21 protein-coding genes are annotated in these 22425 nt (G+C 72.0%); 9 read left to right on the forward strand and 12 right to left on the reverse strand.

Annotated features, from left to right (window positions below):
- Positions 1 to 70 precede the first annotated feature (70 nt).
- A complete protein-coding gene (locus tag IF17_RS0117335; protein ID WP_030566894.1) occupies positions 71 to 2899 on the forward strand; it encodes a glycosyl hydrolase in 2829 nt (942 codons plus the stop codon).
- A 134-nt stretch (positions 2900 to 3033) separates the two neighbouring features.
- Here the strand turns inward: IF17_RS0117335 and IF17_RS0117340 are convergent, their stop codons facing one another.
- The gene (locus IF17_RS0117340; protein ID WP_018510991.1) at positions 3034 to 4077 is read right to left on the reverse strand and encodes a LacI family DNA-binding transcriptional regulator; all 1044 of its coding nucleotides are present in this window, start codon (positions 4075 to 4077) and stop codon (positions 3034 to 3036) included.
- Positions 4078 to 4324: 247 nt separating this feature from the next.
- Between IF17_RS0117340 and IF17_RS0117345 the strand changes: the two genes are divergently transcribed.
- Positions 4325 to 4567, forward strand: coding sequence for a hypothetical protein (locus tag IF17_RS0117345; RefSeq protein WP_030566896.1), 243 nt, complete (start codon positions 4325 to 4327; stop codon positions 4565 to 4567).
- Positions 4568 to 4661: 94 nt separating this feature from the next.
- Complete coding sequence (locus tag IF17_RS0117350) at positions 4662 to 4898, forward strand: hypothetical protein (RefSeq protein ID WP_030566898.1); 237 nt, start codon at positions 4662 to 4664, stop codon at positions 4896 to 4898.
- A gap of 110 nt (positions 4899 to 5008) precedes the next feature.
- On the opposite strand, the gene IF17_RS0117355 is transcribed toward IF17_RS0117350, so the two are convergent.
- Complete coding sequence (locus IF17_RS0117355; protein ID WP_030566900.1) at positions 5009 to 5362, reverse strand: PRC-barrel domain-containing protein; 354 nt, start codon at positions 5360 to 5362, stop codon at positions 5009 to 5011.
- Positions 5363 to 5605: 243 nt separating this feature from the next.
- Between IF17_RS0117355 and IF17_RS0117360 the strand changes: the two genes are divergently transcribed.
- A complete protein-coding gene (locus IF17_RS0117360; protein WP_030566902.1) occupies positions 5606 to 6058 on the forward strand; it encodes an SRPBCC family protein in 453 nt (150 codons plus the stop codon).
- An 89-nt stretch (positions 6059 to 6147) separates the two neighbouring features.
- Entirely contained in the window at positions 6148 to 8535 is a 2388-nt protein-coding gene (locus IF17_RS0117365; protein WP_051884050.1) for an ATP-binding protein, read from the forward strand.
- A 34-nt stretch (positions 8536 to 8569) separates the two neighbouring features.
- On the opposite strand, the gene IF17_RS0117370 is transcribed toward IF17_RS0117365, so the two are convergent.
- Both IF17_RS0117370 and IF17_RS0117375 read right to left on the reverse strand, forming a co-directional pair.
- The gene (locus IF17_RS0117370) at positions 8570 to 8977 is read right to left on the reverse strand and encodes a response regulator (RefSeq protein WP_030566906.1); all 408 of its coding nucleotides are present in this window, start codon (positions 8975 to 8977) and stop codon (positions 8570 to 8572) included.
- Positions 8978 to 9011: 34 nt separating this feature from the next.
- Positions 9012 to 10877, reverse strand: a complete 1866-nt coding sequence (locus IF17_RS0117375) for a PP2C family protein-serine/threonine phosphatase (protein ID WP_030566908.1) — start codon at positions 10875 to 10877, stop codon at positions 9012 to 9014.
- 210 nt (positions 10878 to 11087) lie between these two features.
- On the opposite strand from IF17_RS0117375, the gene IF17_RS0117380 reads away from it, so the two are divergent.
- Positions 11088 to 11705: a Uma2 family endonuclease gene (locus IF17_RS0117380; protein WP_030566909.1), complete on the forward strand. Its 618-nt coding sequence runs from the start codon at positions 11088 to 11090 to the stop codon at positions 11703 to 11705.
- Positions 11706 to 11751: 46 nt separating this feature from the next.
- On the opposite strand, the gene IF17_RS0117385 is transcribed toward IF17_RS0117380, so the two are convergent.
- On the reverse strand, positions 11752 to 12273 hold the full coding sequence (locus tag IF17_RS0117385) for a MarR family winged helix-turn-helix transcriptional regulator (protein WP_051884035.1): 522 nt from the start codon (positions 12271 to 12273) through the stop codon (positions 11752 to 11754).
- A gap of 123 nt (positions 12274 to 12396) precedes the next feature.
- Here IF17_RS0117385 and IF17_RS0117390 point away from each other — a divergent pair, with 123 nt between their 5' ends.
- Positions 12397 to 14037 carry a DHA2 family efflux MFS transporter permease subunit gene (locus IF17_RS0117390; RefSeq protein ID WP_032772122.1) on the forward strand — a complete coding sequence of 547 codons (1641 nt, stop codon included), beginning with the start codon at positions 12397 to 12399 and terminating at the stop codon, positions 14035 to 14037.
- Between the two features lie 26 nt (positions 14038 to 14063).
- Here the strand turns inward: IF17_RS0117390 and IF17_RS0117395 are convergent, their stop codons facing one another.
- From IF17_RS0117395 to IF17_RS0117415, 5 genes are all read right to left on the reverse strand, one after another.
- Positions 14064 to 14696, reverse strand: a complete 633-nt coding sequence (locus IF17_RS0117395) for an NADPH-dependent F420 reductase (protein WP_030566915.1) — start codon at positions 14694 to 14696, stop codon at positions 14064 to 14066.
- 99 nt (positions 14697 to 14795) lie between these two features.
- Positions 14796 to 15164 (reverse strand): helix-turn-helix domain-containing protein, encoded by a 369-nt coding sequence (locus IF17_RS0117400; protein ID WP_051848766.1) that lies wholly within the window; start codon positions 15162 to 15164, stop codon positions 14796 to 14798.
- A gap of 79 nt (positions 15165 to 15243) precedes the next feature.
- Entirely contained in the window at positions 15244 to 16806 is a 1563-nt protein-coding gene (locus IF17_RS0117405; RefSeq protein ID WP_030566919.1) for a PTS transporter subunit EIIC, read from the reverse strand.
- Positions 16807 to 16854: 48 nt separating this feature from the next.
- Positions 16855 to 17838, reverse strand: a complete 984-nt coding sequence (gene murQ / locus IF17_RS0117410) for an N-acetylmuramic acid 6-phosphate etherase (RefSeq protein ID WP_051884051.1) — start codon at positions 17836 to 17838, stop codon at positions 16855 to 16857.
- A gap of 74 nt (positions 17839 to 17912) precedes the next feature.
- On the reverse strand, positions 17913 to 18833 hold the full coding sequence (locus IF17_RS0117415) for a MurR/RpiR family transcriptional regulator (RefSeq protein ID WP_030566924.1): 921 nt from the start codon (positions 18831 to 18833) through the stop codon (positions 17913 to 17915).
- Between the two features lie 105 nt (positions 18834 to 18938).
- On the opposite strand from IF17_RS0117415, the gene IF17_RS0117420 reads away from it, so the two are divergent.
- Positions 18939 to 19307: a hypothetical protein gene (locus IF17_RS0117420; RefSeq protein ID WP_018510974.1), complete on the forward strand. Its 369-nt coding sequence runs from the start codon at positions 18939 to 18941 to the stop codon at positions 19305 to 19307.
- Positions 19304 to 19573, forward strand: coding sequence for a DUF4031 domain-containing protein (locus IF17_RS0117425; protein WP_030566925.1), 270 nt, complete (start codon positions 19304 to 19306; stop codon positions 19571 to 19573). Before IF17_RS0117420 ends, IF17_RS0117425 begins: the two co-directional genes overlap by 4 nt.
- 35 nt (positions 19574 to 19608) lie before the next feature.
- Here IF17_RS0117425 and IF17_RS0117430 read toward each other — a convergent pair whose 3' ends face one another.
- Both IF17_RS0117430 and IF17_RS0117435 read right to left on the reverse strand, forming a co-directional pair.
- On the reverse strand, positions 19609 to 20886 hold the full coding sequence (locus IF17_RS0117430; protein WP_167344524.1) for a Cmx/CmrA family chloramphenicol efflux MFS transporter: 1278 nt from the start codon (positions 20884 to 20886) through the stop codon (positions 19609 to 19611).
- Between the two features lie 111 nt (positions 20887 to 20997).
- Positions 20998 to 22248 carry a PQQ-binding-like beta-propeller repeat protein gene (locus IF17_RS0117435; protein WP_030566928.1) on the reverse strand — a complete coding sequence of 417 codons (1251 nt, stop codon included), beginning with the start codon at positions 22246 to 22248 and terminating at the stop codon, positions 20998 to 21000.
- Positions 22249 to 22425 lie beyond the last annotated feature (177 nt).

The raw sequence follows: 22425 nt of genomic DNA on the forward strand, positions 1-22425 counted from the left end.
GTTTCAGGAGTTTTACGTTCCTTGGCACTTGAGAGCGCTCTCGAAGGCGCTCTCTCCCCCCATGATGACCATGATCGAGGTGCTGCTCGTGCAAGCCTCCCTCTCCAGACTCGCCTCCCGTGCCGGGGCAAGACCCGCCGCGGCCACGCTCCTCGCCGTCGCCCTGGCCGCCGTCACCCTGGGCCCCGCCGCCTCCCCCGCGGCCGCCGCCACCATCCCCGCCGGCGCCGGCAGCTACACCGACTCCCGCCCCGCCGGCACCCAGGGCCCGACCACCAACACCGGCGCCCCCGTCACGCCCAAGCTCACCACCGCCGCCCGGGACAAGCCGGTCCCGACCAACGACTGGTGGTCCTCGCTCGCCTTCCAGCGCTACGGCGACAACCCGTACTCCACCCCCATGTACGGGCACCCGCTCACCTACCAGGCCAAGGCCTCCGGCCTGGAGGTCGGCTACCCGACCACGCCCGCGATCGTCGGCGACGGCCGGCAGTACGAGTACGCCCACAAGGCCGACCTCACCGTCGGCCTCACCGGCCTGAACTCGCCCGACACCAAGGCCGACGCCTGGTCCGACTGGACGGTCACCCCGTACTGGGCGGACGGCTCCCGCACCTTCCGGGCCACCATCGGCCACGGACTGCCGTTCGTGTACGCCAAGGGGTCCGGCGGCGACGCCCGCGTCACGACCGCCTCCACGCCCACCGTCTTCTCCGACCAGGGCAACGTCGTCGGCATCACGGTCGCCGGGCACCACTACGCCCTCTTCGCCCCGACCGGCGCCGACTGGAACATCTCCGGCACCACGATCACCGCCGGGCTCGGCTCCAAGGACTACTTCTCGCTCGCCGTGCTGCCCTCCACGGACGCGCTCGCGACCTACCGCAAGTACGCCTTCAGCTTCGTCACCGGCTCCCAGGTCGCCTGGCAGAGCACGGGCGGCAACGTCCGGGCGACCTACTCCCTGACCACGGAGGCCCGCGAGGGCACCGAGCGCGGCACGCTCCAGGCGCTCTACCGCCACCAGTGGCTGCATACGACCGACGCGCTGACCCCGTACACGTACGTCTCACCGCGCGGCACGATGAAGGTGCGCGAGTCCGCCACCTTCACCACCAGCCAGAAGAACCAGGGCGTGGTGCCCGCGCTGCCCGTCTCCAACGGCGTCGACCGGGCCCGGCTGACCGGCTACCTCAACGAGGTCGCCAACGCCTCCGACCCGTTCTCCGGGGCCCGGGACACCTACTGGACCGGCAAGGCGCTCGGCAAGCTCGCCCAGCTGGTGCCCGTCGCCGACCAGATCGGCCAGACCGCCACGCGCGACAAGCTCCTCGGCCTGATGAAGGGCCGGTTGCAGGAGTGGTTCACGGCGGGCGGCGCCAGTGAGTTCAGCTACGACAAGGACTGGAAGACCCTCACCGGGTACCCGGCCTCGTACGGCAGCGACACCGAGCTCAACGACCACCACTTCCACTACAGCTACTACGTGTACGCGGCGGCGATCATCGCCCAGTACGACCAGGCCTGGGCGGCCGGCTCGGCCTGGGGCACGATGATCAAGCACCTCATCCGCGACACCGCCAACCCGAGCCGCACCGACTCGGCCTACCCCTTCCTGCGCGGCTTCGACGTCTACGCGGGCCACAGCTGGGCCTCCGGCCACCAGGGCTTCGCGGCGGGCAACAACCAGGAGTCCTCGTCCGAGTCCATCAACCTCAGCGCCGGGCTGGTGCTGTGGGGTTCGGCCATGGGTGACAACTCCCTGCGTGACCTCGGCAGTTACCTGCTGACGACCGAGTCCGAGGCGATCACCCAGTACTGGTTCGACGCCAACGACACCGTCTTCCCCGCCTCGTACAAGTACGGCACGGTCGGCATGGTCTGGGGCAGCGGCGCCTCCTACTCCACCTGGTGGACGGCGAACCCGGAGGAGATCCACGGCATCAACGTCCTTCCCGTGACCGGTGGTTCACTCCACCTGGCCCGTGAGAAGGCGGCCATCAAGCGGAACATCGCCGAGATGGAGCGCGAGAACGGCGGGCCTGCCCAGGAGTGGCGCGACCTGCTCTGGGAGTTCGAGGCCCTCTCCGACCCGACGTCGGCGAAAGCCAAGTTCGATGGTGTCAACGGGAATTACGAGCCGGAGCAGGGTGAGTCCAAAGCACACACCTACCACTGGATCAACACCCTCAACACGGTCGGCGCCCCGGACATGACCGTCACCGGCGACCTGCCGACCTCCGCCGTCTTCTCCAAGAACGGCACCCGCACCTACACCGCCCACAACCACAGCTCCGCCACCCGTACGGTGACCTTCTCCGACGGCAAGACCCTCTCCGTACCGGCCCGTTCGCAGGCCGTCAGCACGGGACCCGGCGGCAGCGACCCGGACCCGGATCCCGACCCGGGCAACCCCTCCACCGGCAACACCTTCCGCCTCAAGACCGGCGGCGTCCTCACCACCGCCACCACCGACCCGGCGGGCGCCGACACCATCGCCTCCGCCGACGGCGTGAACCGGGACGGCACCCCGTACCGCCCGACCGTCTACGAGGTGAAGCGCGTCAACGGCAAGGTCTCCGCCGGGGCCGCCACCGCGTTCCGCCTCCGGGTCGACGCGGGCACCAAGGTCGGGCTCGCCCCGCAGGTCCGGGTCAGCTACGACCTGACCGGCGACGGCACCTTCGACCGCACCGAGACCTTCCGCTACTTCGCCACCGATCCGGTGGGCGGGTGGGAGGAGTACACGCAGGCGGTCGGCGCACAGGCGACCACCGGCAGCCTGGGCGAACTGAAGAACGGCACGGTCCGCCTGGAGATCTGGAACGCGCTGGGCAACGGCACGTCCCAGGTCCAGACGGGCACGGACGCGGCGGTGCTGCGGATCCCGTACGCGTAAGGCGTGCTGGTGAGCATCCCGTACGCGTAGGACGCTGATGTACGGGCACGATCGGTGCGGCGGGTCTCCGGCTCCTCAGGGCGGAGGCCCGCCGTACTCATGCACCCGGTGCTGCCGTGATCGGGCGCCGGGTGTCACGCCGAGGCGCGGCGGACCAGCGTCGTCGGGGTGATCACCGAGTCGGGCGCCGAGCCGTTCCCCGTACGGTCCCGGTCCAGGCCGCGCAGCAGCAGCCGGGCCATCAGCCGGCCCTGGCCCTCGATGTCCTGGTTCACCGTGGTCAGCGGCGGGTCGGTCTCCTCGGCCACCCCGTCCATGTCGTCGAACCCGACGATCGCCACCTGCTCCGGCACCGCGATGCCGCGCTCCCGCAGGACCCGCAGCGCACCCGAGGCCATCAGGTCGTTGGCGACGAAGACCGCGTCCAGGTCGGGCCGCCGCTCCAGCAGCTCGGCCATCGCCCGCGCCCCGCTCTCCACGGTGAACCCGCCCTCGGCGACGAGCGTCGGGTCCACGTCGATGAGGACGTCCCGGTAGCCGTCGAGGCGGTCCATCGCGGAGGTCTGGTCTGGCGGCCCGCCGATGTGCGCGATCCGCTCCCGCCCGAGGTCCCGCAGATACTGCACGGCGACCCGCGCGCCGCCCCGGTTGTCGGCGTCCACGTACGGAACGGCCTGGTCACCGGGGTCGGCGGTCCAGCTGGGCCGGCCCCCGTACACCGTCGGGATCCCCGCCCGCCGGGTGATCGCGGGCAGCGGGTCGTCGGTGTGGAGGGAGAAGGCGAGCGCGCCGTCCACGTGGCCGCCGGAGAGATAGCGCGCGATCCGGTCGAAGTCGCCGGGCCCCTCCACCAGCAGCAGGACGAGCTGGGTGTCGTGGGCGGTCAGCTCCTTGCTGATGCCCCGGATCTGCTGGGAGAAGAAGGGGTCCGAGAAGATCCGTATCTCCGGCTCGGCGATGACGACGGCCACCGCGCCGGTCCGCCGGGTGACCAGGGTCCGGGCCGCGTGGTTGGGGATGTAGCCGAGCTCGTCGACCGCCTGGAGCACCTTGTCGACCAGCGGTTTGCGGACTCCGTCACCGCCGTTGACGACCCGCGAGGCGGTGGCCCGGGAGACCCCCGCACGCGCCGCGACGGCTTCCAGGGTGGGCCGGGACCCGGGGGACTGCTCGGGCAAGGCGGTCGCTCCTCGTCGACGGGGGCGGCGGCACGCGGGGTGGTGCTGGCCTGGGGCCTGAGGCCTGTGCCGTCGCCGGATCGTCTACAGCCTAGCGCCGGGCTGGACACAGGGTTGAGAGCGCTTCCATTCGGTGCGGAGGCGGTGGGATGGACTCCGGTTCACTCGTGGGCGCCTCCTAGGGGCCCGCCGCGCGTTGGACACGCTGGGTAGGCATTGCGCTTACCCGGAGTGAAAGGTGTGCAGCATGGAAGCGACGGAGCGGCGCAGGGCGGCGGCGGAGAAGGTGCGGGCGGCGGAGGACACGGTGGAACAGCTGAAGGCGGGGCTCGCCGGTCTGGGCGTGACGCTGCCTTCGCTGCGGGTCGACCCCGTCTCGTGCGCGGGCAACGAACCGACGCCACTGGTCGACCTGGGCCGCTGCAACATCGACACCGCGTTGCGGCTGTGCGAGGTGCTGGCGGAGAAGGAGAGCGGTCATGACGGGTGAGGGGCTGAGGAGCGAGGGGCTGACGGGGGAGGGGCGGACCGGTGACGGGCTGACGGGCGCGGGGCGGGCCGGTGAGGGGCTGACGAGTGACGGGCTGACGGGTGATGCGCGTGAGCGGTGGACGCCCGAGCCGGGGTCGTTCGCGGTGGACGGCCGGGACGGGCGCGTCGGCCGGGTGATGGGCCGGGCCGGGGATGATGTGCGGTTGCGGCCGCCGGGCGGCGGGCCGGAGTGGTCCTGTCCGCCGGACGTCCTGCGGCCGGCCCCGCCGGGTGTGGCGCTGCGGGCCCGGGTGACGGAGATCAACCGGGAGGGGCAGCTGCCGCGTTGAGGGGAGTGGCCGCACCTGGAGGCGGCGGGGCCGACCCCTCCTCGGGGTCGGGCCCGCCGCCGTTCAGGGGCGTACGCCACGCCGACGGGGGCGGCGTACGCGGATGCGGATCACATGATGCGGAAAGCCATGTAGTACGCGGAGATCTGTGCGTGGTAGCCCGGGTCCTCGGCCTGTCGGTGGCGGTCGAACTCCGGCGAGTCCTTGACCTGCTCCTTGGTGAGGTCCACGTAGACCTTGCGGTCCTCGGTGTCGATGCGCCGGACCGTACCCGCAGGGAGCAGGACGTCCTTGCCGAAGATCCAGACCCCGGTGTCGACGAGCAGATAGGCGGAGCCGGCCTCGTCGGAGTGCTTGTCGACCTTTCCGATGCTGCCGTCGGTCGCCTCCACCGTGTATCCGGAGAGGTCGATGCCCGCGGTGTGACCGCTCGCCGGCTGGTAGCCCCACAGGGATTCGCTCATTGTGGCCCCTTTCGCGAAGGTCAATTCAGCTCATCCTCGATGAATTCATTGATAGGTCCGCCGGTTATTCGCGTTCCCGGCATCGCTTTTCTTACGCGCCACCGGCACCCATAAATCTTAGTTTTTCTTCACATGCAGAAAGTGCCTGGTGAGGGGGTGTGCGCGAGGATGGGAGCGGGCAGGCGCAGTGACCGCGTGATCTGTGTGATCCGTGGGATCCGTACGAGGAGTCGAGGAGTCATCGTGGTCGACGTCAGGCGTTCGTTCACCGTCGCGTGCCCGCTGGACCGGGTCGTCGCGTATCTCGCCGATTTCTCCCGGGCGAAGGAGTGGGACCCGGGGACGCAGGAGTGCGACCGGACCGACGGCCCGGCCGGTGCCCCCGTCGTTCAGGGAGCCACCTGGCACAACGTCTCCGAGTTCCGGGGGCGTCGTACGGAGCTGACGTACCGGCTGGAGGTGAAGGAGCCGGACCGGCTGGTCTTCGTCGGCACCAACAAGACGGCGGACTCCACCGACGACCTCACGTTCCGCGCCGAGGGTGAGGGCGCGACCCGGATCACGTACCACGCGCACATCCGCTTCAAGGGCGTCGCCCGGCTCGCCGACCCGTTCCTGCGGCGGGAGTTCGAGCGGCTCGGCGACGAGATCACCCGGACCATGCCGCGCGCGGTGCTCGCCCACTGCGGGGCCTGAGGCGCCGGGTGGTAGGAAGACGCGAGCGGGGCGACGGGCGGCGGGACGGAGAGAAGGCAGTGTCCGACGAGGTACGGGGATCCGACGAGGTGGGCAGATCCGGTGACGTACGAGGGTCCGACGACGTACGGGGGTGGCTCTCCCCGAAAGCGGTGGCGGCCGAGGCCGGTGTGAGCCAGGAGTTCGACCTCTCCCAGTGCGTGCGGGAGCCGATCCACCTGCTCGGCGGCGTCCAGTCGTACGGGGCCCTGGTCGCCGCCCGGCTGCACGACGCCGTTGTGGACACGGTGAGCCGGAACGCGGGCGACGTACTGGGCCGGGCGGCCGGGGAGCTGGTGGGGCGACCGGTCACGGAGCTCGTCGGGGACGAGCAGTGGGCGCTGGCGCGGGAGAGCGCGGAGGTGGTGGGCGCCGGAGAGGGGACGCCGGACGGGCCCGCCGCCTCCGGTGTGCTGTCCCTCTCGCTGGAGTCGGACGACGGGCGGATGCGGCTCTTCGACGTGACCGTCCACCGGGTCGCCGAGCTGCTGGTGCTGGAGTTCGAACCACGGGCCGCGGACGGGCCGTTCGTGTTCCGGAACTTCTATCCCCGGGTGCGGCGCGCCCTGCACCGGCTTCAGGGCGCCACCAACGTCACCGAGTGCTGTGCGGCCGCCGTACGGGAGGTCCAGGCGCTCACCGGGTACGACCGGGTGGTGGCGTACCGGTTCGACGGCGCCGAAGGACCCGGCCAGGTCATCGCGGAGGTGCGTAACGAGGGGCGGGAGCCGTGGCTGGGGCTGTGGTTCCCGGCCAGCGACATCCCGCCGCAGGCCCGCCGCCTCTACGCCCGCAACTGGATCCGGGTCATCGGGGACGTGGACGACGCGACGGTGGGGCTGCTGCCGGAGCTGCGGGAGGGGACCGGGGAGCCGCTGGACCTGTCGGGCTCGATACTCCGTACCGTCTCCGGCTACCACCTGGAGTACCTGCGCAACATCGGTGTGGCCTCGTCCATGTCCGTATCGCTGCTGCATGACGGCGAGTTGTGGGGGCTGATCGCCTGCCACGGCGATGAGCCGCGCCGGCTGACCCCCGAAGTGCGGGCGGCCTGCGAGTTCTTCGGGATCGCGCTGTCCCTGCAACTGGCGGCCGTCGCCGAGCGCGAGCAGGCGGACGAGCTGTCCGGGCGTCGGCGGGCGCTCGCCGCGCTGCTGGCCCGGCTCAGCTCGCAGGAGCCGGACGCGTTGCTGCGACCTGGCTCCGGAATGGCCGAACTCCTGCGCGCGGACGGTGCGTTGCTCGTACGGGGTGCGGAGGTGGCGGCGACGGGTGACCCGGTCCCCGCCGCGCTCCCCGGGCTGCTGGAGCGGCTGTCGGGCATGGGTCCGGTGGGCGAGGTGTGGAGCAGCGACCGGGTGCCGGAGGTGCTGGGGCTCGACGCTGCGGAGGCGGAGGCGCAGGGGGTGCCGGCGGGCCTGCTCTTCCTCCCCTTCAACCGGGACGGCGACCTGCTGGCGTGGTGGCGCCGTGAGCAGCCCGCGCCCCGGGAGTGGGCGGCCGATCCGGCGCGCCCGGTGCGGACGGGGCCGGGCGGTGAGCGGCTGACCCCGCGCGGTTCCGCCGCCGTCCACCGGGCGACCGTACGCGGACGGAGCATGCCGTGGAGTCCCGCGCAGCGCGTCGTGGCCGGGGAGCTGTGGCGGGAGATGTCGGGCCTGCTCAGCCGTCAGATGGCGGAGCTGGAGGCGCGGAACACCGAGCTCGCCCGGACCAACGAGGACCTGGACTCCTTCGCCCACGCGGCGGCCCACGACCTGAAGGAGCCGTTGCGGGGGATCTCGAACGCGGCCGCCTTCATCGTCGAGGACGCCGGTGCCGTACTGGACGCCACCTCACTGCGCCGTCTGACCACCGTACGCCGGCTCGCGGAGCGCATGGACGGGCTGCTGGATTCCCTGCTGCACTTCTCGCGCCTGGGCCAAGTGGGGCTGGAGCGGGAGGAGTTGTCGTTGGACGAGGTGGTGGACGACGCGCTGCTCGTGGCCGGGGGCCGGCTGGCGGAGCAGGGGGTGACGGTGGTGCGCCCGGCCCCGCTGCCCCGGGTGCGGGCGGACCGAGAGCGGCTGCGCGAGGTGCTGGAGAACCTGTTCGTCAACGCGGCCAAGTACGCGGCGGACGAGGGGACGGGGGAGCGGCGGGTCTGGGTGGAGGCGGTGCCGGTGGCGGAGCCGGGCGGAGGTGAGGCGGTCGCCGTCGTCGTACGGGACAACGGCATCGGCATCCCGCCGGGCCAGCACGAGGACGTCCTCCAGCTGTTCCGCCGGCTGCACCGCCGCGAGGAGCGGGGCGGCGGCTCGGGCGTGGGCCTCGCCGTGGTCAAGCGGATCGTGGAGCGTCACGGGGGGCGGCTGTGGCTGGAGAGCCCGGTGGCGGCGCCGGGTGGTGGGCCGGGGACGGCGGTGTGGTTCACGCTGGGCGCCACGGACATCCCCTAGGCACCCGGGGCCCGGGAGCCTAGGGGATGTCCGGCTACGCCTTCTGCGCCATCCAGAAGTCGACCGCGCCCCGCAGAACCGTCTGGAACAGCTCGAAGTTGACGGGCTTGTAGATGTAGCTGTCGGCGCCCGCCGCGTAGCACGCGTCCTCCTCCGCCGAGGAGGTGGACGAGGTGAAGACCACCACGGTCAGCGAGGCGCACGCGGGCTGCGCGCGCAGGTTCGACAGGAGCGCCAGACCGTTCATGCCCGGCATGTTGAGGTCGAGCAGCACCAGGTCCGGCGTGGGGGCGGCCGGGTCGAGGAGGCGCGGCACCACGGCGTCGCTGCGCGGGGCGAACTCCACGTGCAGGGAGGGGTGGGAGCGGGACAGGGCGCGCTGGATGGCCTCGGTGTCCTCCTCCGAGTCCTCCACGACGAGGATCAGTCCGTCGCGGTTCATCGGGGCCCCGTCTGTCCGCCGGTTCGGATGGTCATCATCGAAGGGCCGCCTGTTCGATCCGGGGGGCACGGGGGAGCAGGTCCGCGTCCGGCGGAACACCGGTCCAGCGGGCCACGAGCAGGGCGATGTCGTCCTGCCCGGAGTCGCGGAACGTCTCGGCCTGCTGCGCCAGGCTCTCCGCGATGTGTGCGGCGCCGGAACCGCGCAGGGCGGAGAGCCGCGCGGGCAGGACGCTCTCGAAGAACGCACCGCCGGCCTCACGGGACTCGGTGAGCCCGTCGGTGAACAGCACCAGGGTGTCGTCCGGGGCGATCAGTTCCTCGTGGCTCTCGTACGAGACGTCGTCCAGGACACCGAGGAGCAGGCCGCCGGAGAGCACTTCGGAGACCGTGCCGTCGCTGCGGAGCACCAGGGGCGGGGGGTGTCCCGCGCTGCACGTGCTGAGCAGGGCCGTGCCGTCGGGCCGGGGCGTCAGTGTGGCGACGACGGCGGTGAGGAAGCGGCTCGCCCGTTCCTGGCGCAGGGCCCGGTTGAGCCGGCTGAGGGCGGTGCCCGGGTCGTTGCCCTCCTCCAGCAGGGTGCGCAGGGTGTGGCGGGCCAGGCCGGTGAGGGCCGCCGCCTCGGCGCCGCGTCCGCAGACGTCGCCGATCAGCAGGGCGATGGATCCGTCGGGCCGGGGTACGGCGTCGTAGAAGTCGCCGCCCACGTCGAGCATGGGGTCGCCGACCGCGTAACTCGCCGAGAGGTCCCACTGGACGCTCTCGGGGAGCTGCGAGGGGAGCAGGTGCTCCTGGAGCGAGAGGACGGCGGTGCGGCGGAGCTCGTAGAGCAGGGCGTTGTCGATGGCGAGCGCGGCGCGGGTGGCGAGGCTGCGGAGGAAGGCGCTGTCCGGCAGCCGGGCCTCGGGCCGCTGATAGACGAAGGTGATGCTGCCGACGACGCGGCCCCGGGCGCGGAGGGTGCTGATGCTGACGACGGTGGGGTGGGGGCCGTCCCCGGCCGGTCTCGCGCCGGCGGCGGTGGTATTCGCGCCACCGTTCGCACTACCGTTCGCGCCACCGTCCGTGCCGCCGGCTTCGGCGAAGGGCGAGCCCTCCAGCGCGGCGCCGCTCAGGAACACCGTGTCCTCGTCCTCGCCCCGGCGCGCGAGCAGCGCGGCCAGCCACGGGTCGTGGCGGCCGGCCTCCTCCAGCGCGCGCTGCTGCTGGACGGCGACATGCGTGGCGGCGACGAACTCCGGCCCCTCGCTGCGCAGCAGGTGGACGAGGGCGCCGTCGGCGACGGCCGGTACGGCGATCCGGGCCACCCGGCGCAGGGTGTCCTCCACGTCCAGGGACGAGTCCATCTGGAGCGAGGCTTCGGCGAGCAGCGCGTCGTCGGAGGCCCGGCGGGCCTCGCGGCCGCGCTGGAGGATGCCGGTGTGGCAGGCGACGATGACGTCGACGGCCTGCGTCAGCCGGCTCTCGACGACGCTCAGGTCCGCCGTTCCGTCCACGGCGAGGGCCAGTGCCGCCCAGCCGCGCTGGTCCAGCCGGAAGGTGCAGGCCACGACGGAGGCCCCCGGCGCCTGCCGCAGGAACTCCGCCTCCGGCCACATCGAGTCGTCCATCCCGTCCACGGCGGACCGGGTCACCACGGGTTCGCCGCCCGGCTCCCGTACGGCCGCTCCGGGCATCGACCGCGTGGTGGCGACGATCACCGGGGTGTCGCTCCCGGCGCTCAGCGCACGCATGTACCGCAGGACGTGCTTCCCGTCCCACCGCGTGCCCACCACGAGGTGGACCCCCGGGGTGGCGAGGAGCGGCGCGTAGACGTCGTCCGCGAGCGCCGCGACCTCCTCGGCCCGCGAGGCGGCCTGCCAGAGCCGGTGCAGCGCACTGGACCAGGTGTCGTCGACCATGTCCCCGCCCTCCGGTTCCGTCCGAGGCCTCGTCCCCGGTCCTCGGCCAGTATGACCGGCGGGCCGGAATTCATGCCGTGGGAGAGGTCACGGGCGGGCGAGCTGTCCTGCGCGCGGCCACTCGTTCGTGGGACGCTGGGAGAAGCGGCGTACGGCCGCCAAGCCTCCGATCTAGCTTTCTCGGCGAGGCCACTGAAGAAGGGACCCGCGATGACCGCAGCGTTCGTCGAGAACAGTCACGCACCGGGTGCGCGCGCGTGGGACTACCTGCTCCAGACATGGCGAGAACTGGACGTGCCCGAGGGGTGGCGCGCCGAGATCGACGAGGGGCAGATCGTCTTGGTACCGCCGCCGCACGCGCATCACAACGGCATCGCTGCGAAGGTGCAGCGCAGTCTCTACGCGACATTGCCCGACGATCTGGAGGTCTACCAGACGCTCGGCATCCACGTCGCACCGCTCGGCAAGCTGTACGTCCCCGACCTCGTGGTCATGCCGACCGAGCTGATCGACGCCGCCGACCCGGAGACCAGCGACCCCCTCGACGCCGCCGAGGCGCTGCTCGTCGTCGAGATCACGTCGAGGGGCAACGCGCGCGAGGACCGGACCAAGAAGTACCGCGCCTACGCCCGCGCGGGCGTTCCGATGTACCTGCTGATCGACCGCTTCGACACCCGCGGCCCGATGTCCACGCTGTTCACGGAGCCGAACGACGACGGCACGTTCAAGCACACGGACGCGGCGCCGTTCGGCAAGCCGCTGGCCCTCCCGGCACCCTTCGACGTGTCGCTCCCGACGGGGGAGTTCCCGGGAGCTGTCGCCCCGTAGGCGTACGGGGCCCGCCCCCCGCCCTTCTCCCGCAGGCTCCCGCAGGTCAACCCGCCGACGGGCCCCCGGGGTCGCCCTCCCGGCCACCCTCGCTCCGCTCGGCGATGTAGCCGTCCATGCTCCGGCTCAGGTCGCCGAGCAGGGCCTCGAAGCCGGCCAGGACCTCGGGCGGGTGCCCGGCCATGACGGCGTCCAGGCGGACGCCCAGGGGGCGGAAGAACTCGTCCGCGCGCTCCTGGACGTACGCGCTGCTGCGCAGCGTGATGACCCGCCGGTCGGTGTGTTCCCGGCTGCGGATGATGTGACCCGCCTGTTCGAGGCGGTTCAGCAAGGCGGTCGTCGCGCTCGGGGAGAGCAGGATCCGCTCGCTGAGGCGGGCCGGGGAGAGTGGGGTGCCCCGTTCCTCCGCCGCCGCGACCTCCAGCAGGGCGGCCGCGTCGGTGGAGTGCAGGCCCAGCCAGTCGGCGAAGAGGCGGCTCAGCTCGGTGAACTGGCCGCCGTAGGCCCGGAGCCCTTCGATCAGCCGCTCCCGCTGCGCCGCCACACCGCTGTGTGCCGATTCCTCCACGGCCAACGCCAACGCCACCCTTCCTCCGGGATCGACCCCCGTGACTGCCACGGTCCGCACCACACCCACGGCCTTTGACAACCTATCGCCCCCAGCTTACTTTCTTCATGGAACTATTCCATGATGGAAGGAATTGTTGTGCGTGAACCGTCCGCCACCCGCCGGTGGCTCGGCCTGATCGCGATCGCGTTGGGGGTGGCACTGATCGTGGTGGACACCACGATCGTGAACGTGATCGTCCCCTCGGTCATCGAGGACCTGGACGCCACCTCCGTCCAGGCGCAGTGGATCCAGGAGTCGTACGCGATCGTCTTCGCGGCGCTGCTCCTGCTCACCGGCCGGCTGGCCGACATCTTCGGGGCCCGCCGGATCTTCCTGAGCGGTGTCGTCGTCTTCGGGGCGACCAGCGTGCTGGCCGGTCTCGCGCCCGACAGTGGGCTGCTGATCCTGGCCCGCTTCCTCCAGGGCGCCGGAGCGGCGATGCTGCTGCCGACCTCGCTCTCGCTGCTGAAGGCGACCTTCACCGGCAAGGCGCGCGGCCAGGCGTTCGCGGTGTGGGGGTCGACCATCGGCGCCGCCGCCGCGCTCGGCCCGCTGCTGGGCGGCTGGCTCGCCGAGCACGTCTCGTGGCGCTGGGCCTTCGGCATCAACGTGCCGCTGTCCGTGCTGGTCGGGGCCGGGGTGCTGCTGTACATGGCGCCCTCGCCCCGGGCCCGGGGCCGTATCGACGTGCCCGGAGCGCTGCTCTCCGTCGCGGCTCTCGGGCTGCTCGCCTTCGGGCTGGTCGAGGGGCGTACGTACGGCTGGATCACCACCGTGCACCCGCTGGAGGTCCTCGGCCTCACCTGGTCCGGTGGCCCCTCGCCCGTCCTGGTGGCGCTCGTCCTCTCGGCGGTCAGCCTCTTCGCGTTCGTACGGCGGCAGATCGTCCTCGGCCGGGCCGGTGACCCGGACCGGGTGCTGATGGACGTGAGCCTGTTCTCCATCGCCTCGTTCCGGAGCGGCAACATTGCCACGCTGATCATCGGCATCGGCGAGTTCGGCGTCGTCGCGATCCTGCCGCTCTGGCTCCAGTTCACCCTCGGCTACAGCGCCCTCCAGGCCGGACTGGCCCTGGTCCCCGTGGCCATCGGCTCCTTCGTCGCCAGCGGCGCCAGCTTCGGCATGGCCGCCAAGGTGGCCCCGCTCGGCCAGCTGCGCGTCGGACTCGCGCTGGAGGTCGTGGGGCTCGCCGGGATCGGGCTGATCGCCGCCCCGGACAGCTCCTGGTGGTCCGTCTCCCTGGTGCTCTTCCTGTACGGGATCGGCGTCGGCTTCGCGACCGCGCAGGTCACCAACGTCGTCCTCAACGACGTTCCTGAGGCCAGCTCCGGGCAGGCGTCCGGGGTGCAGAGCGCCTTCCGCCAGCTCGGCTCCGCGCTCGGGATCGCCGCTCTGACCACGGTGTTCTTCACGACGCTCAGCACCCGGCTGAACGACCGCCTCACCGGCGGCGGCCTGCCCGCGGGCGAGGCGGACCGGCTCACCGGGGCCGTCACCGACAGCGCGGGGGCCGCGATCGGCCCCCTGGCCGCGAACCCGCAGACGGCCTCCGTCGCGGACGCGGCCCGGGCGGCGATGACGGACGGCGTCGTCCTCGGCGGATACGTGGCCGCCGGGTTCGTCCTGTTGGGGCTGATCGCGTCGTTCCTCATCCCGTCCGCTCCGGCGGCGGACGGGGACGCTTCGGGCCCTGCGCGGGAAGCGGAACCGGCGTTGCACTGACGACGGAACCCCGGCCGCCTCCTCCCTTAACGGGCGGCCGGGCGCGTCACCACCTTGATGTTGAAGGTGTGCGACCCGACTCCGCCCGCGATCCCCATGAACAGGAACGCGAAGTGCTCCTGGCCGCGTGCGGTGGTGATGGAGCCGATGTCCAGCTGCGAGGAGGCCGGCCAGCCGAGGTCGGTGAGCAGCAGCCCGGTGATCCGCTTGGCCTCGGCGTCGTCGCCGGAGAGGAAGACCGTGCCGGGCTCGGTCAGATCGCCCGGGGCGGTCATCGTGGTGGAGTCCATCGTGCAGAGCGTCTTGACGACGGGGGTCAGGGGGAAGGCCTCCTGGATCAGCTCGCCCAGGCTGCTGTTGGGGTGGGTGAGCCGGGTGAAGTCGTCGGAGAGGCCGACCCCGACGTCGATCAGCGGAATCCCGGCCAGCGCCGGGGCCCCGATGGAGTGCAGCAGCTCCACGGAGACACCCCCCGGCGTCGCGTTGACGAGCACCTCCGCGTGTGCGGCCGTCTCGTCGAGGGTGGCGACGGGAAGAGGGCCGAGGTCGGTGCGCTCCTTCGGGTGGCGTGAGCCGAGGAGGACGTCGTGTCCTGCGGCGCGCCAGCCGTGGGCCAGGGCGCGGGCGACATTTCCGGTGCCGAGCAGTCCTATACGCATAGGACGACGCTAGCCAGCGGGGGCCGCGGGGCGTATCGGGCAGGAGGCGGGGGTGGGGCGGGACCTGAGGCGTAGTTCTCAGGCCGCGCCTCGGACCGGTCAGGCCGCTGTGCGGGCTACGAAGACGACTTCCTCCTGCTCCTCGTCCATGGCGATGCTGAGGGAGGCGTCCAGGGCGCGAGCCAGTCGCCGGAGCAGGGGGAGGGTCGGCACCGCATCGGCGCCCTCGATACGGGAGACCTTCGCCTGGGTCAGCCCCGCCCGTTGGGCGACGTCGCTCTGGGAAAGGCCGAGCTCCTTGCGGCGGTCGTACACCGCCTTGGCGAAGGCCATGGCGAGTCGGATCTCCGCGCGCTCGGCGCGGATCTCCTCGGTCTCGCTGTGGTCGGCGCCGAGTTCCTGCTCGCGCTCCAGCTTTTGACGTGCATGTATGTCACGCCCAGCACCGTAATATGTCGTGAACGACATTATCGGGCGTGTGGGGTGCGTTCTACCTGTTGGAGTGAGCTGGGCCTTCCAGCTTGACGTTGCCTCCGCCCCCGGGCTGTCAGACCCGGGCCGGTGCCTTCTCCGGAAAGTCGGGGCCCGCGGAGCCGGGGCCGTTCGCCCGGCCCGGGTCCGTGTCCGTGTCCGAGGTCGGGTGCGGGCCGCCCGTCGCCGCGACCGTCGACGGGGCCGGGTCCTGGGAGACGTTGAACTCGGTCAGCAGGTCCTTGCTGAAGCCGAAGAAGTACGTGGCCAGGAAGCCCGCCACGTAGCCGACCAGCAGGCCCGCCCCGTAGATCGCGATCGTCGAGCCCAGGCCGTGGTTGCCGTCCAGGAGCGGGAACAGGGCCCAGCCGGAGGGGCCGATGGCCGTCGAGCCGACCGTGTCGCCGAGCTGGTTGAACAGGCCGACGAACCCGCCGCCGAACGCCCCGCCCACGCACGCCGTGATGAAGGGGCGGCCCAGGGGCAGCGAGACGCCGTAGATCAGGGGTTCGCCGACGCCCAGCAGGCCCGCCGGGAGCGCCGACTTGATGGTGCGGCGGATCGACTCGTTGCGGGGGAGGCGGAAGTAGACCGCCATCGCCGCGCCGACCTGGCCCGCGCCCGCCATCGCCAGGATCGGGAGCAGGACCGTGTAGCCCTGCTGCTCGATGAGGGTGGTGTGGATCGGGATCAGCGCCTGGTGCAGGCCGAGCATCACCAGGGGCAGGAACAGGCCGCCGAGGACGAAGCCCGCGCCCGCGCCGCCGTTGGAGAGCAGCCAGTCGGCGAACGTACCGATCGCGGAGGAGATCTCCCCGGCCACGTACATCAGGCCGAAGATCGTCGCCAGGCCGGAGATCAGCACCGTCAGCGTCGGCGTGACCAGCACGTCCAGCGCCTCCGGCACCCAGCGGCGGCACCACTTCTCCACGTACACGGCGAGGACCGCCGCCCCCAGCGCGCCGAGCACACCGCCCTGGCCGGGTGAGAGGGTCTGGCCGAAGGCGTCGATGTTCGCGACGCCCGGGAAGACGATGATCGCCGCGACCGCACCGCCCAGGATCGGCGTACCGCCGAACTCCTTCGCCGTGTTGTAGCCCACGAACACCGCGATCAGCGCCATGAAACCGGACGCCATCGCCGCCAGCGCGGGCGTCACGGCGGGCAGCCAGCCCAGGTTCACCAGCAGCCCGTTGAGGCCCGCGATGATGCCGCAGCCGATGAGGGCCGGGATCAGCGGGACGAAGATGTTGGCGATCTTGCGCAGGAACAGCTTGAAGGGGGTGGCGTTCTTCGCCTTCTGCTGGGCCTTGATCGCCGCGCCCTGCGCCGCCAGATCGTCCGACGAGACGGCAGCCTGCGGGGGCGCTGTCTCGCGGCCCTCCTCCACCAGCTGCTCGAACTCCGGCGTGACCCGCGCGACCGTGCCCGGACCCAGCACGATCTGGTACGTGTCGTCCTCGACCACGCCCATCACGGCGGGCAGGGCCTTCAGCGCCTCGTCGTCGACGAGGGACCGGTCGTGCAGACCGAGGCGGAGCCGGGTCATGCAGTGGGCGATGGAGCTGACGTTCGCGGCGCCGCCCACGAGCGGGAGGATCGCGGCGGCGGTGGCGCGGTTCTTGTCTTCTGTGGCCATGGTGCGAGGTGCCTTGCTGTGCGGGGCGTGGGGGCGCCCAGGGGTGGGTCAGGTGGTGCGCACGGCCGCGAGGGCGGCGCGGAGGTGGCCGTCCGACTCGGTCAGGAGCCGGGCGGCGGTGGGGCCGTCGACCTGGCCGAGGGCGACCAGGATCGCGTTCTTGACCTCGCCGTCGGTGGCGGCGAGCGCGGCCTCGATCTCGGCGTCGGACGCGCCGGTGGCGAGGGAGACGATGTGCCGGGAGCGGGCCCGGAGCTTCTCGTTGGAGGCGCGGACGTCGACCATGAGATTCCCGTACGTCTTGCCGAGCCGGATCATGGTGATCGTCGAGATCATGTTGAGGACGAGCTTCTGTGCCGTGCCCGCCTTCAGCCGGGTCGAGCCGGTGAGCAGCTCGGGGCCGGTGACGATCTCCAGGCCGTGCTCGGCCGCTGCGGCGAGCGCCGACCCCGCGTTGCAGGAGAGGCCGATGGTGAGGGCGCCCTGGTCCCGGGCGTGCTCGACCGCGCCGATCGCGTACGGCGTACGGCCGGAGGCGGAGATGCCGACCACCGTGTCGTCCGCCGTCAGCTTCAGCGCGTCCAGGTCGGACGCGGCCAGCTCCTTGCTGTCCTCGGCCCCTTCCACCGCCTTCACCATCGCGGACGGGCCGCCCGCGATCAGGCCGACGACCTCGGCCGGGTCGGTGTTGAAGGTGGGCGGGCACTCGCTGGCGTCCAGCACCCCGAGCCGGCCCGCCGTGCCCGCGCCCGCGTAGATCAGCCGGCCGCCGCGGGCCATGCGCTCGGCGGCGGCGTCGATCGCGGCGGCGATCTGCGGCAGCCGCTCGGCGACGGCGGTGGGGACGGTGGCGTCCTCGCCGTTCATGATCCGCGCGATCTCGGCCGTGGGCAGCCGGTCGATCTCGGCGAGCTCGGGGCGGAACGCCTCGGTGGTGAGCGTGGCCAGCTGGGCGCGGAGCTCGCCGTAGCTGTCGGTGCCGGAGGCGCTGGTGGTGCCGGTGGTGCCGGAAGCGTCGGTGGTGGAGGTCATGGAGGGCGGCTCTGCTTTCTCGTGCTCGTGCTTGTGCGTGTTCTCGTGCTCGTACGCGTACGAGGCGTGCGGGGTCAACGGGTGGAGCGCGGGCTGTGGCGGTGCGCCAGCGCCTCATAGGAAGCGGCGAGGGCGGGCGCGGCCGTCTCGTACGTCCGCTGGGCCACGCCTATGAACAGGCAGTCCACGACGAGCAGCTGGCTCGTCCGGCTCGACATGGCGGCGGGCCGCAGCTCGCTCTCGCGCGCGGTGGACGTGGTCAGCACGTGGTCCGCGTACTGCGATACGGGTCCGTCGGGCCGCCCGGTGATCGCGACGGTCGTCGCCCCCCGGTCGAACGCGACCCGCAGCGGCTCGATGACGTCACCGGTCGAGCCCGAGTGCGTGATCGCTATCGCAACATCGCCGGCGCGCAGCTGCACGGCGTTGGTCACCGCGAGGTGCGGGTCGGTGTGCGCGTGGGCTATCAGCCCGATCCGGAGCAGCTTCTGCGCCAGGTCCTGGCCGACGAGGGAGGAGGCGCCCACGCCGTAGATGTCGATGCGGCGGGCGGTCGACGCGGCGGCCACGGCGGCGCCCAGCTGTACGGTGTCCAGCCCGGCGGCGGTGTCCGCGAGGGTCTGCTGCTCGTCGAAGGCGAGCTTGGCGACCACCTCGGCGATGGGGTCGTCCACCGCGATGTCCGCCGTGACGGCGGGCGACCGCCCCGACTCCTGGTGCGCGGCCAGCCCGGCCAGCGCGAGGCGCAGGTCCCGGTAGCCGGGGTAGCCGAGGAGGCGGGCGGTGCGGACGACGGTCGCCTCGCTGGTGCCGGTGAGTTCGGCGAGACCGGTGACGGTGAGGGCGGCACATCCGGCCGGGTCGCCCGCGACGGCTTCGGCGACCAGCTGCATGGAGCGGGTCATGGAGGGCGCGAGCGTCCGCACCTTGGCGGCGAGGGCCGCGGGGGCGGGCGGGGAGTCGCCGCTGAAAATTTCCTTCACGTCGTGGGTCACAAGTGAAAGATATTTTCAACCCGGGGGCCCGTCAACCCCTCCCGGTGGTCCTGTGGTCTCTGCCTCTGGCGCCGCCCCGCCCGCACGCGGGCGCACAATGGGGGCATGGAGCTGAACCCCCTGGAGCAGGCGCTGCACACCGCCCGCGCGCTGGTCATGGCCGATCTCGTCGCGGGCGATGTCGCCGAGGCCGATGTCGTATCGCTCGTCGAGGACGCCGTGACACACCGCCGGTGGTGGGTCGAGCAGTGGCCCGAGGGTGCGGAGTTCGTCGCCGGGCTGGTCGCCCAGGACGTGCAGGACGCCCTGCTGGAGAAGTACGGGCGGTGGCCGCTGTGTCCCGCCTGCACCGAGGACGAGCCGCACGCGCTGGACGTCGAACCGGAGCTGGGGCCCGACCCGCACTGGGTGTGCACGAAGGCGGCCGTGGCCGTCGCGCCGGTGGGGGCGCTGGGCGAGGTACTGCGGCGGTGACCCTCTACATCGACCCGCCCACCTGGCCCGGACACGGCCGCCTCTGGTCGCACCTGGTCAGCGACGAGTCGTTCGACGAGCTGCACACGTTCGCCGCCGCGATCGGCTGCCCGCCGCGCGCCTTCGAGCGCGACCACTACGACGTACCGGAGGCGTATTACGCGGACGCGGTACGCGCCGGGGCGCGGGAGATCGGCTCGAAGGAGCTGGTGCGCCGCCTCACCGCCGCCGGGCTCCGGCGGCCGAAGGGGCGCGCGACGGCTTAAGGGTGGCGCGACGGCTAAAGGGCCGTCTGAGGTGCTCAGGGCTGGGTGGGGGAGGGGCCCTGTGCCCCCGCCGCGCACTCGGCCGTCCCGGCGACAGGTGCCGTACGCTCCCCACGCGCCGCTCCGCCCTTCGCGATCAGCCGCGACCGGACCAGGCCGCCCCCGTCCCCGCCGCGCTGGAGCCGCAGCGACACCGCCACTGCCGCCAGGGCCAGGACCGTCATCGCCGCGCCCGCCCACGCCGTGGAGGCGAAGCCGAAGTCCGCGTCGATCACCGTGCCGCCCAGCCACGGGCCGCTCGTGTTGCCCAGGTTGAACGCGGCCGTCGTCGTGGCACCGGCCAGCGTCGGGGCCGCCCCCGCCACGTTGAACATCCGGGCGTTCAGGGCCGGGGCCGTGAAGAACGCCGACAGGCCCAGCAGGAACGCCAGCGCGACCACCGCGACCTGGCTGGAGGCGAACAGGGCCAGCGCCGCCAGGAACACCGTGGACGCCGTGATCCCGCTGAGCAGCACCCCGAAGAGGTGCGCGTCCGCGACCCGGCCGCCGATCGTCGTACCGATCAGCGCGCCGACCCCGAACAGACCGAGGATCCACGGCACCCAGCCCGAGTCCAGGCCCGCCACATCCGTCAGCAGCGGCGCCAGGTAGCTGAACGCGCAGAACACCCCGCCCGCCGCGAGGGCGGTGATCACGATCGCCAGCCAGACCTGCCGGTCCCGGTAGATCGCCAGCTCCTGCCGCAGCTGCGGCTTCTTCTCCGGCAGCGGGATGTACGGGATGCGGGTGACGACCCCCACCAGCGCCACCGCCGACGCCACCCCCACCGCCCAGAACGCCGACCGCCAGCCGAGGTGCTCGCCGAGGAAGGCCCCCATCGGCACGCCCAGCACGTTGGCGATGGACAGCCCGCCGATCATCACGGCCATCGCCCGGGCCCGCTGGTTCACCGGGACCATCGCGATGGCCACCGCCGCCCCGACCGCCCAGAACCCCGCGCAGGCGAGCGCGCTCACCACCCGGGAGGCGAAGAGCACCTCGTACGTCGGCGCCAGCGCGCCCGCCACCTGCCCGAGGCCGAAGACCGAGATCAGCGCGATCAGGGTCGTCCTGCGCGGCAGCCGCAGCGTGGCCACGGCGAGCAGCGGGGCGCCGACCACCATGCCGATCGCGAAGGCGGATATGAGGAGCCCGGCCTGCGGGATCGACACGTTCATGTCGTCGGCGATCGGCGGCAGCAGACCCGACAGCATGAACTCGCTGGTGCCGAGGGCGAAGACCGAGAGGCCGAGGATGTATACGGCCAGCGGCATAGGAGTGCGGCGGCGGGAGGTGGAGTCGGGCATGACTCGTTCGAACACCGGAGAACCTATCCGCATTCCCGGCTCTCGGTATGTGGACAGTCGTTACGACACCGACAGTCGTTACGCGCCAGGCAGGGCGTGGAGCTTCTTGCCGTGCAGGGCGAACACGCGCTTGCCGTCGGTCGCCACCAGCCAGGCGTGGTAGTCGTCGGACTTGTCGTTGAACGTCCAGCGCAGGGCGCCGTTCTCCGCGTCGAAGGCGTGGATGCCGCCCTGCTTGTCGAGGTCGGTGGCCCCGTAGAGGGTGGAGCCGACCCGGACGAACTGCCGGGGCACCTGCGCGCCCGAGTCCTTGAGCGCCGTGGACTGCCAGACCTTCTTTCCGGTCCGCGGGTCCAGGGCCCACAGCGTCCGGCCGCTGTCCGCGATGTACAGCACGTCGTCCAGGACCGTCGGCTCCCGGAAGGTGGTGAACTGCTCGGCCTCCACGGACCACTTCTCGGACCCGTCGGACAGGGCGAAGGCCTGGAGCTTCTGCCCCTGCGGGACGATCACCAGGTCCTGGTGGACGGCGAAGGGGCCGTAACTCGTCTTCGTCGTCTTCTGCGTCCACACCTGCCGGCCGGTGGCGGTGTCGCGCACCGTGAGGTTCTTCTTGAAGTCGGTGTAGACGAGGTGGCGGCCCTGGACGGCGGCGTGGACACCGTTCTGCTGGGTGCCGAGGTCGCGCTGCTCCTTCCAGACCAGCTTGCCCGTGCCGCTGTTCAGGGCGGCGATCACATTGGTACGGGACGAGCCGTCGGCCTCCAGGATCTCGGCGATGACGTACACCTGCGTGCCGTCCACCGCGACCGGCCTCGGCTGCCGGTACTCCTTGCCCAGGTGGCTGCGCCAGGTCTCCTTGCCGGAGGCCGGGGCGTATCCGATGACGCTGCCGTCGTACTTGCCGCTGGCCAGGTACAGGGTGCCGTCGCCGAGGAGCAGCGGGGCGCCGGGGATCGCGCCGCCCGGCAGCGACCACCGCTCGGCGCCGGTCGCCCCGTCGAGGGCGGCCAGCGGGTCGCCGCTCGCGATCACGACGCCGTCCACGGCCACGAGCTCGTCATTGTCGCCGTAGGTCGCGGCGGAGGTGGACTTCGTCCACAGGGGGGCGGGGGTCTGCCCGTCCTCGGGGGCCTTGCCGCCGTCTTCCGGAGAGGCGGTGCGCGGCGGCGGGATGCTGCCCTCGCCGCCGGTCTCGGACGTGTCCTCACAGCCGGTCAGCCCGGCCCCGAGCGTCGCCATCGTGAGCCCGGCCCCGGCCAGTCGCAGTATTCGCCGCCGTGAAGATCTGCCGGCCGTCGTGCCGTATCCCGTGGATCCCTTGGACATGGTGCCGCCCCCCGTGGAGTCGTCAGAGTGTGTGCAACTGCGATGCCAGACGTTAGCTGCCGTCAGGTGCCCAGGGCCGGGCCAGGGCGTGACCGGAACAACTCCGTGAAGGAACCGGAACATTTGCCGATCACAGCGGACCGGACGACCACTCCGGACCCGGACCGGACGACCACT

This window comes from Streptomyces cyaneofuscatus, assembly GCF_000718135.1.
Taxonomy (GTDB): domain Bacteria; phylum Actinomycetota; class Actinomycetes; order Streptomycetales; family Streptomycetaceae; genus Streptomyces; species Streptomyces cyaneofuscatus.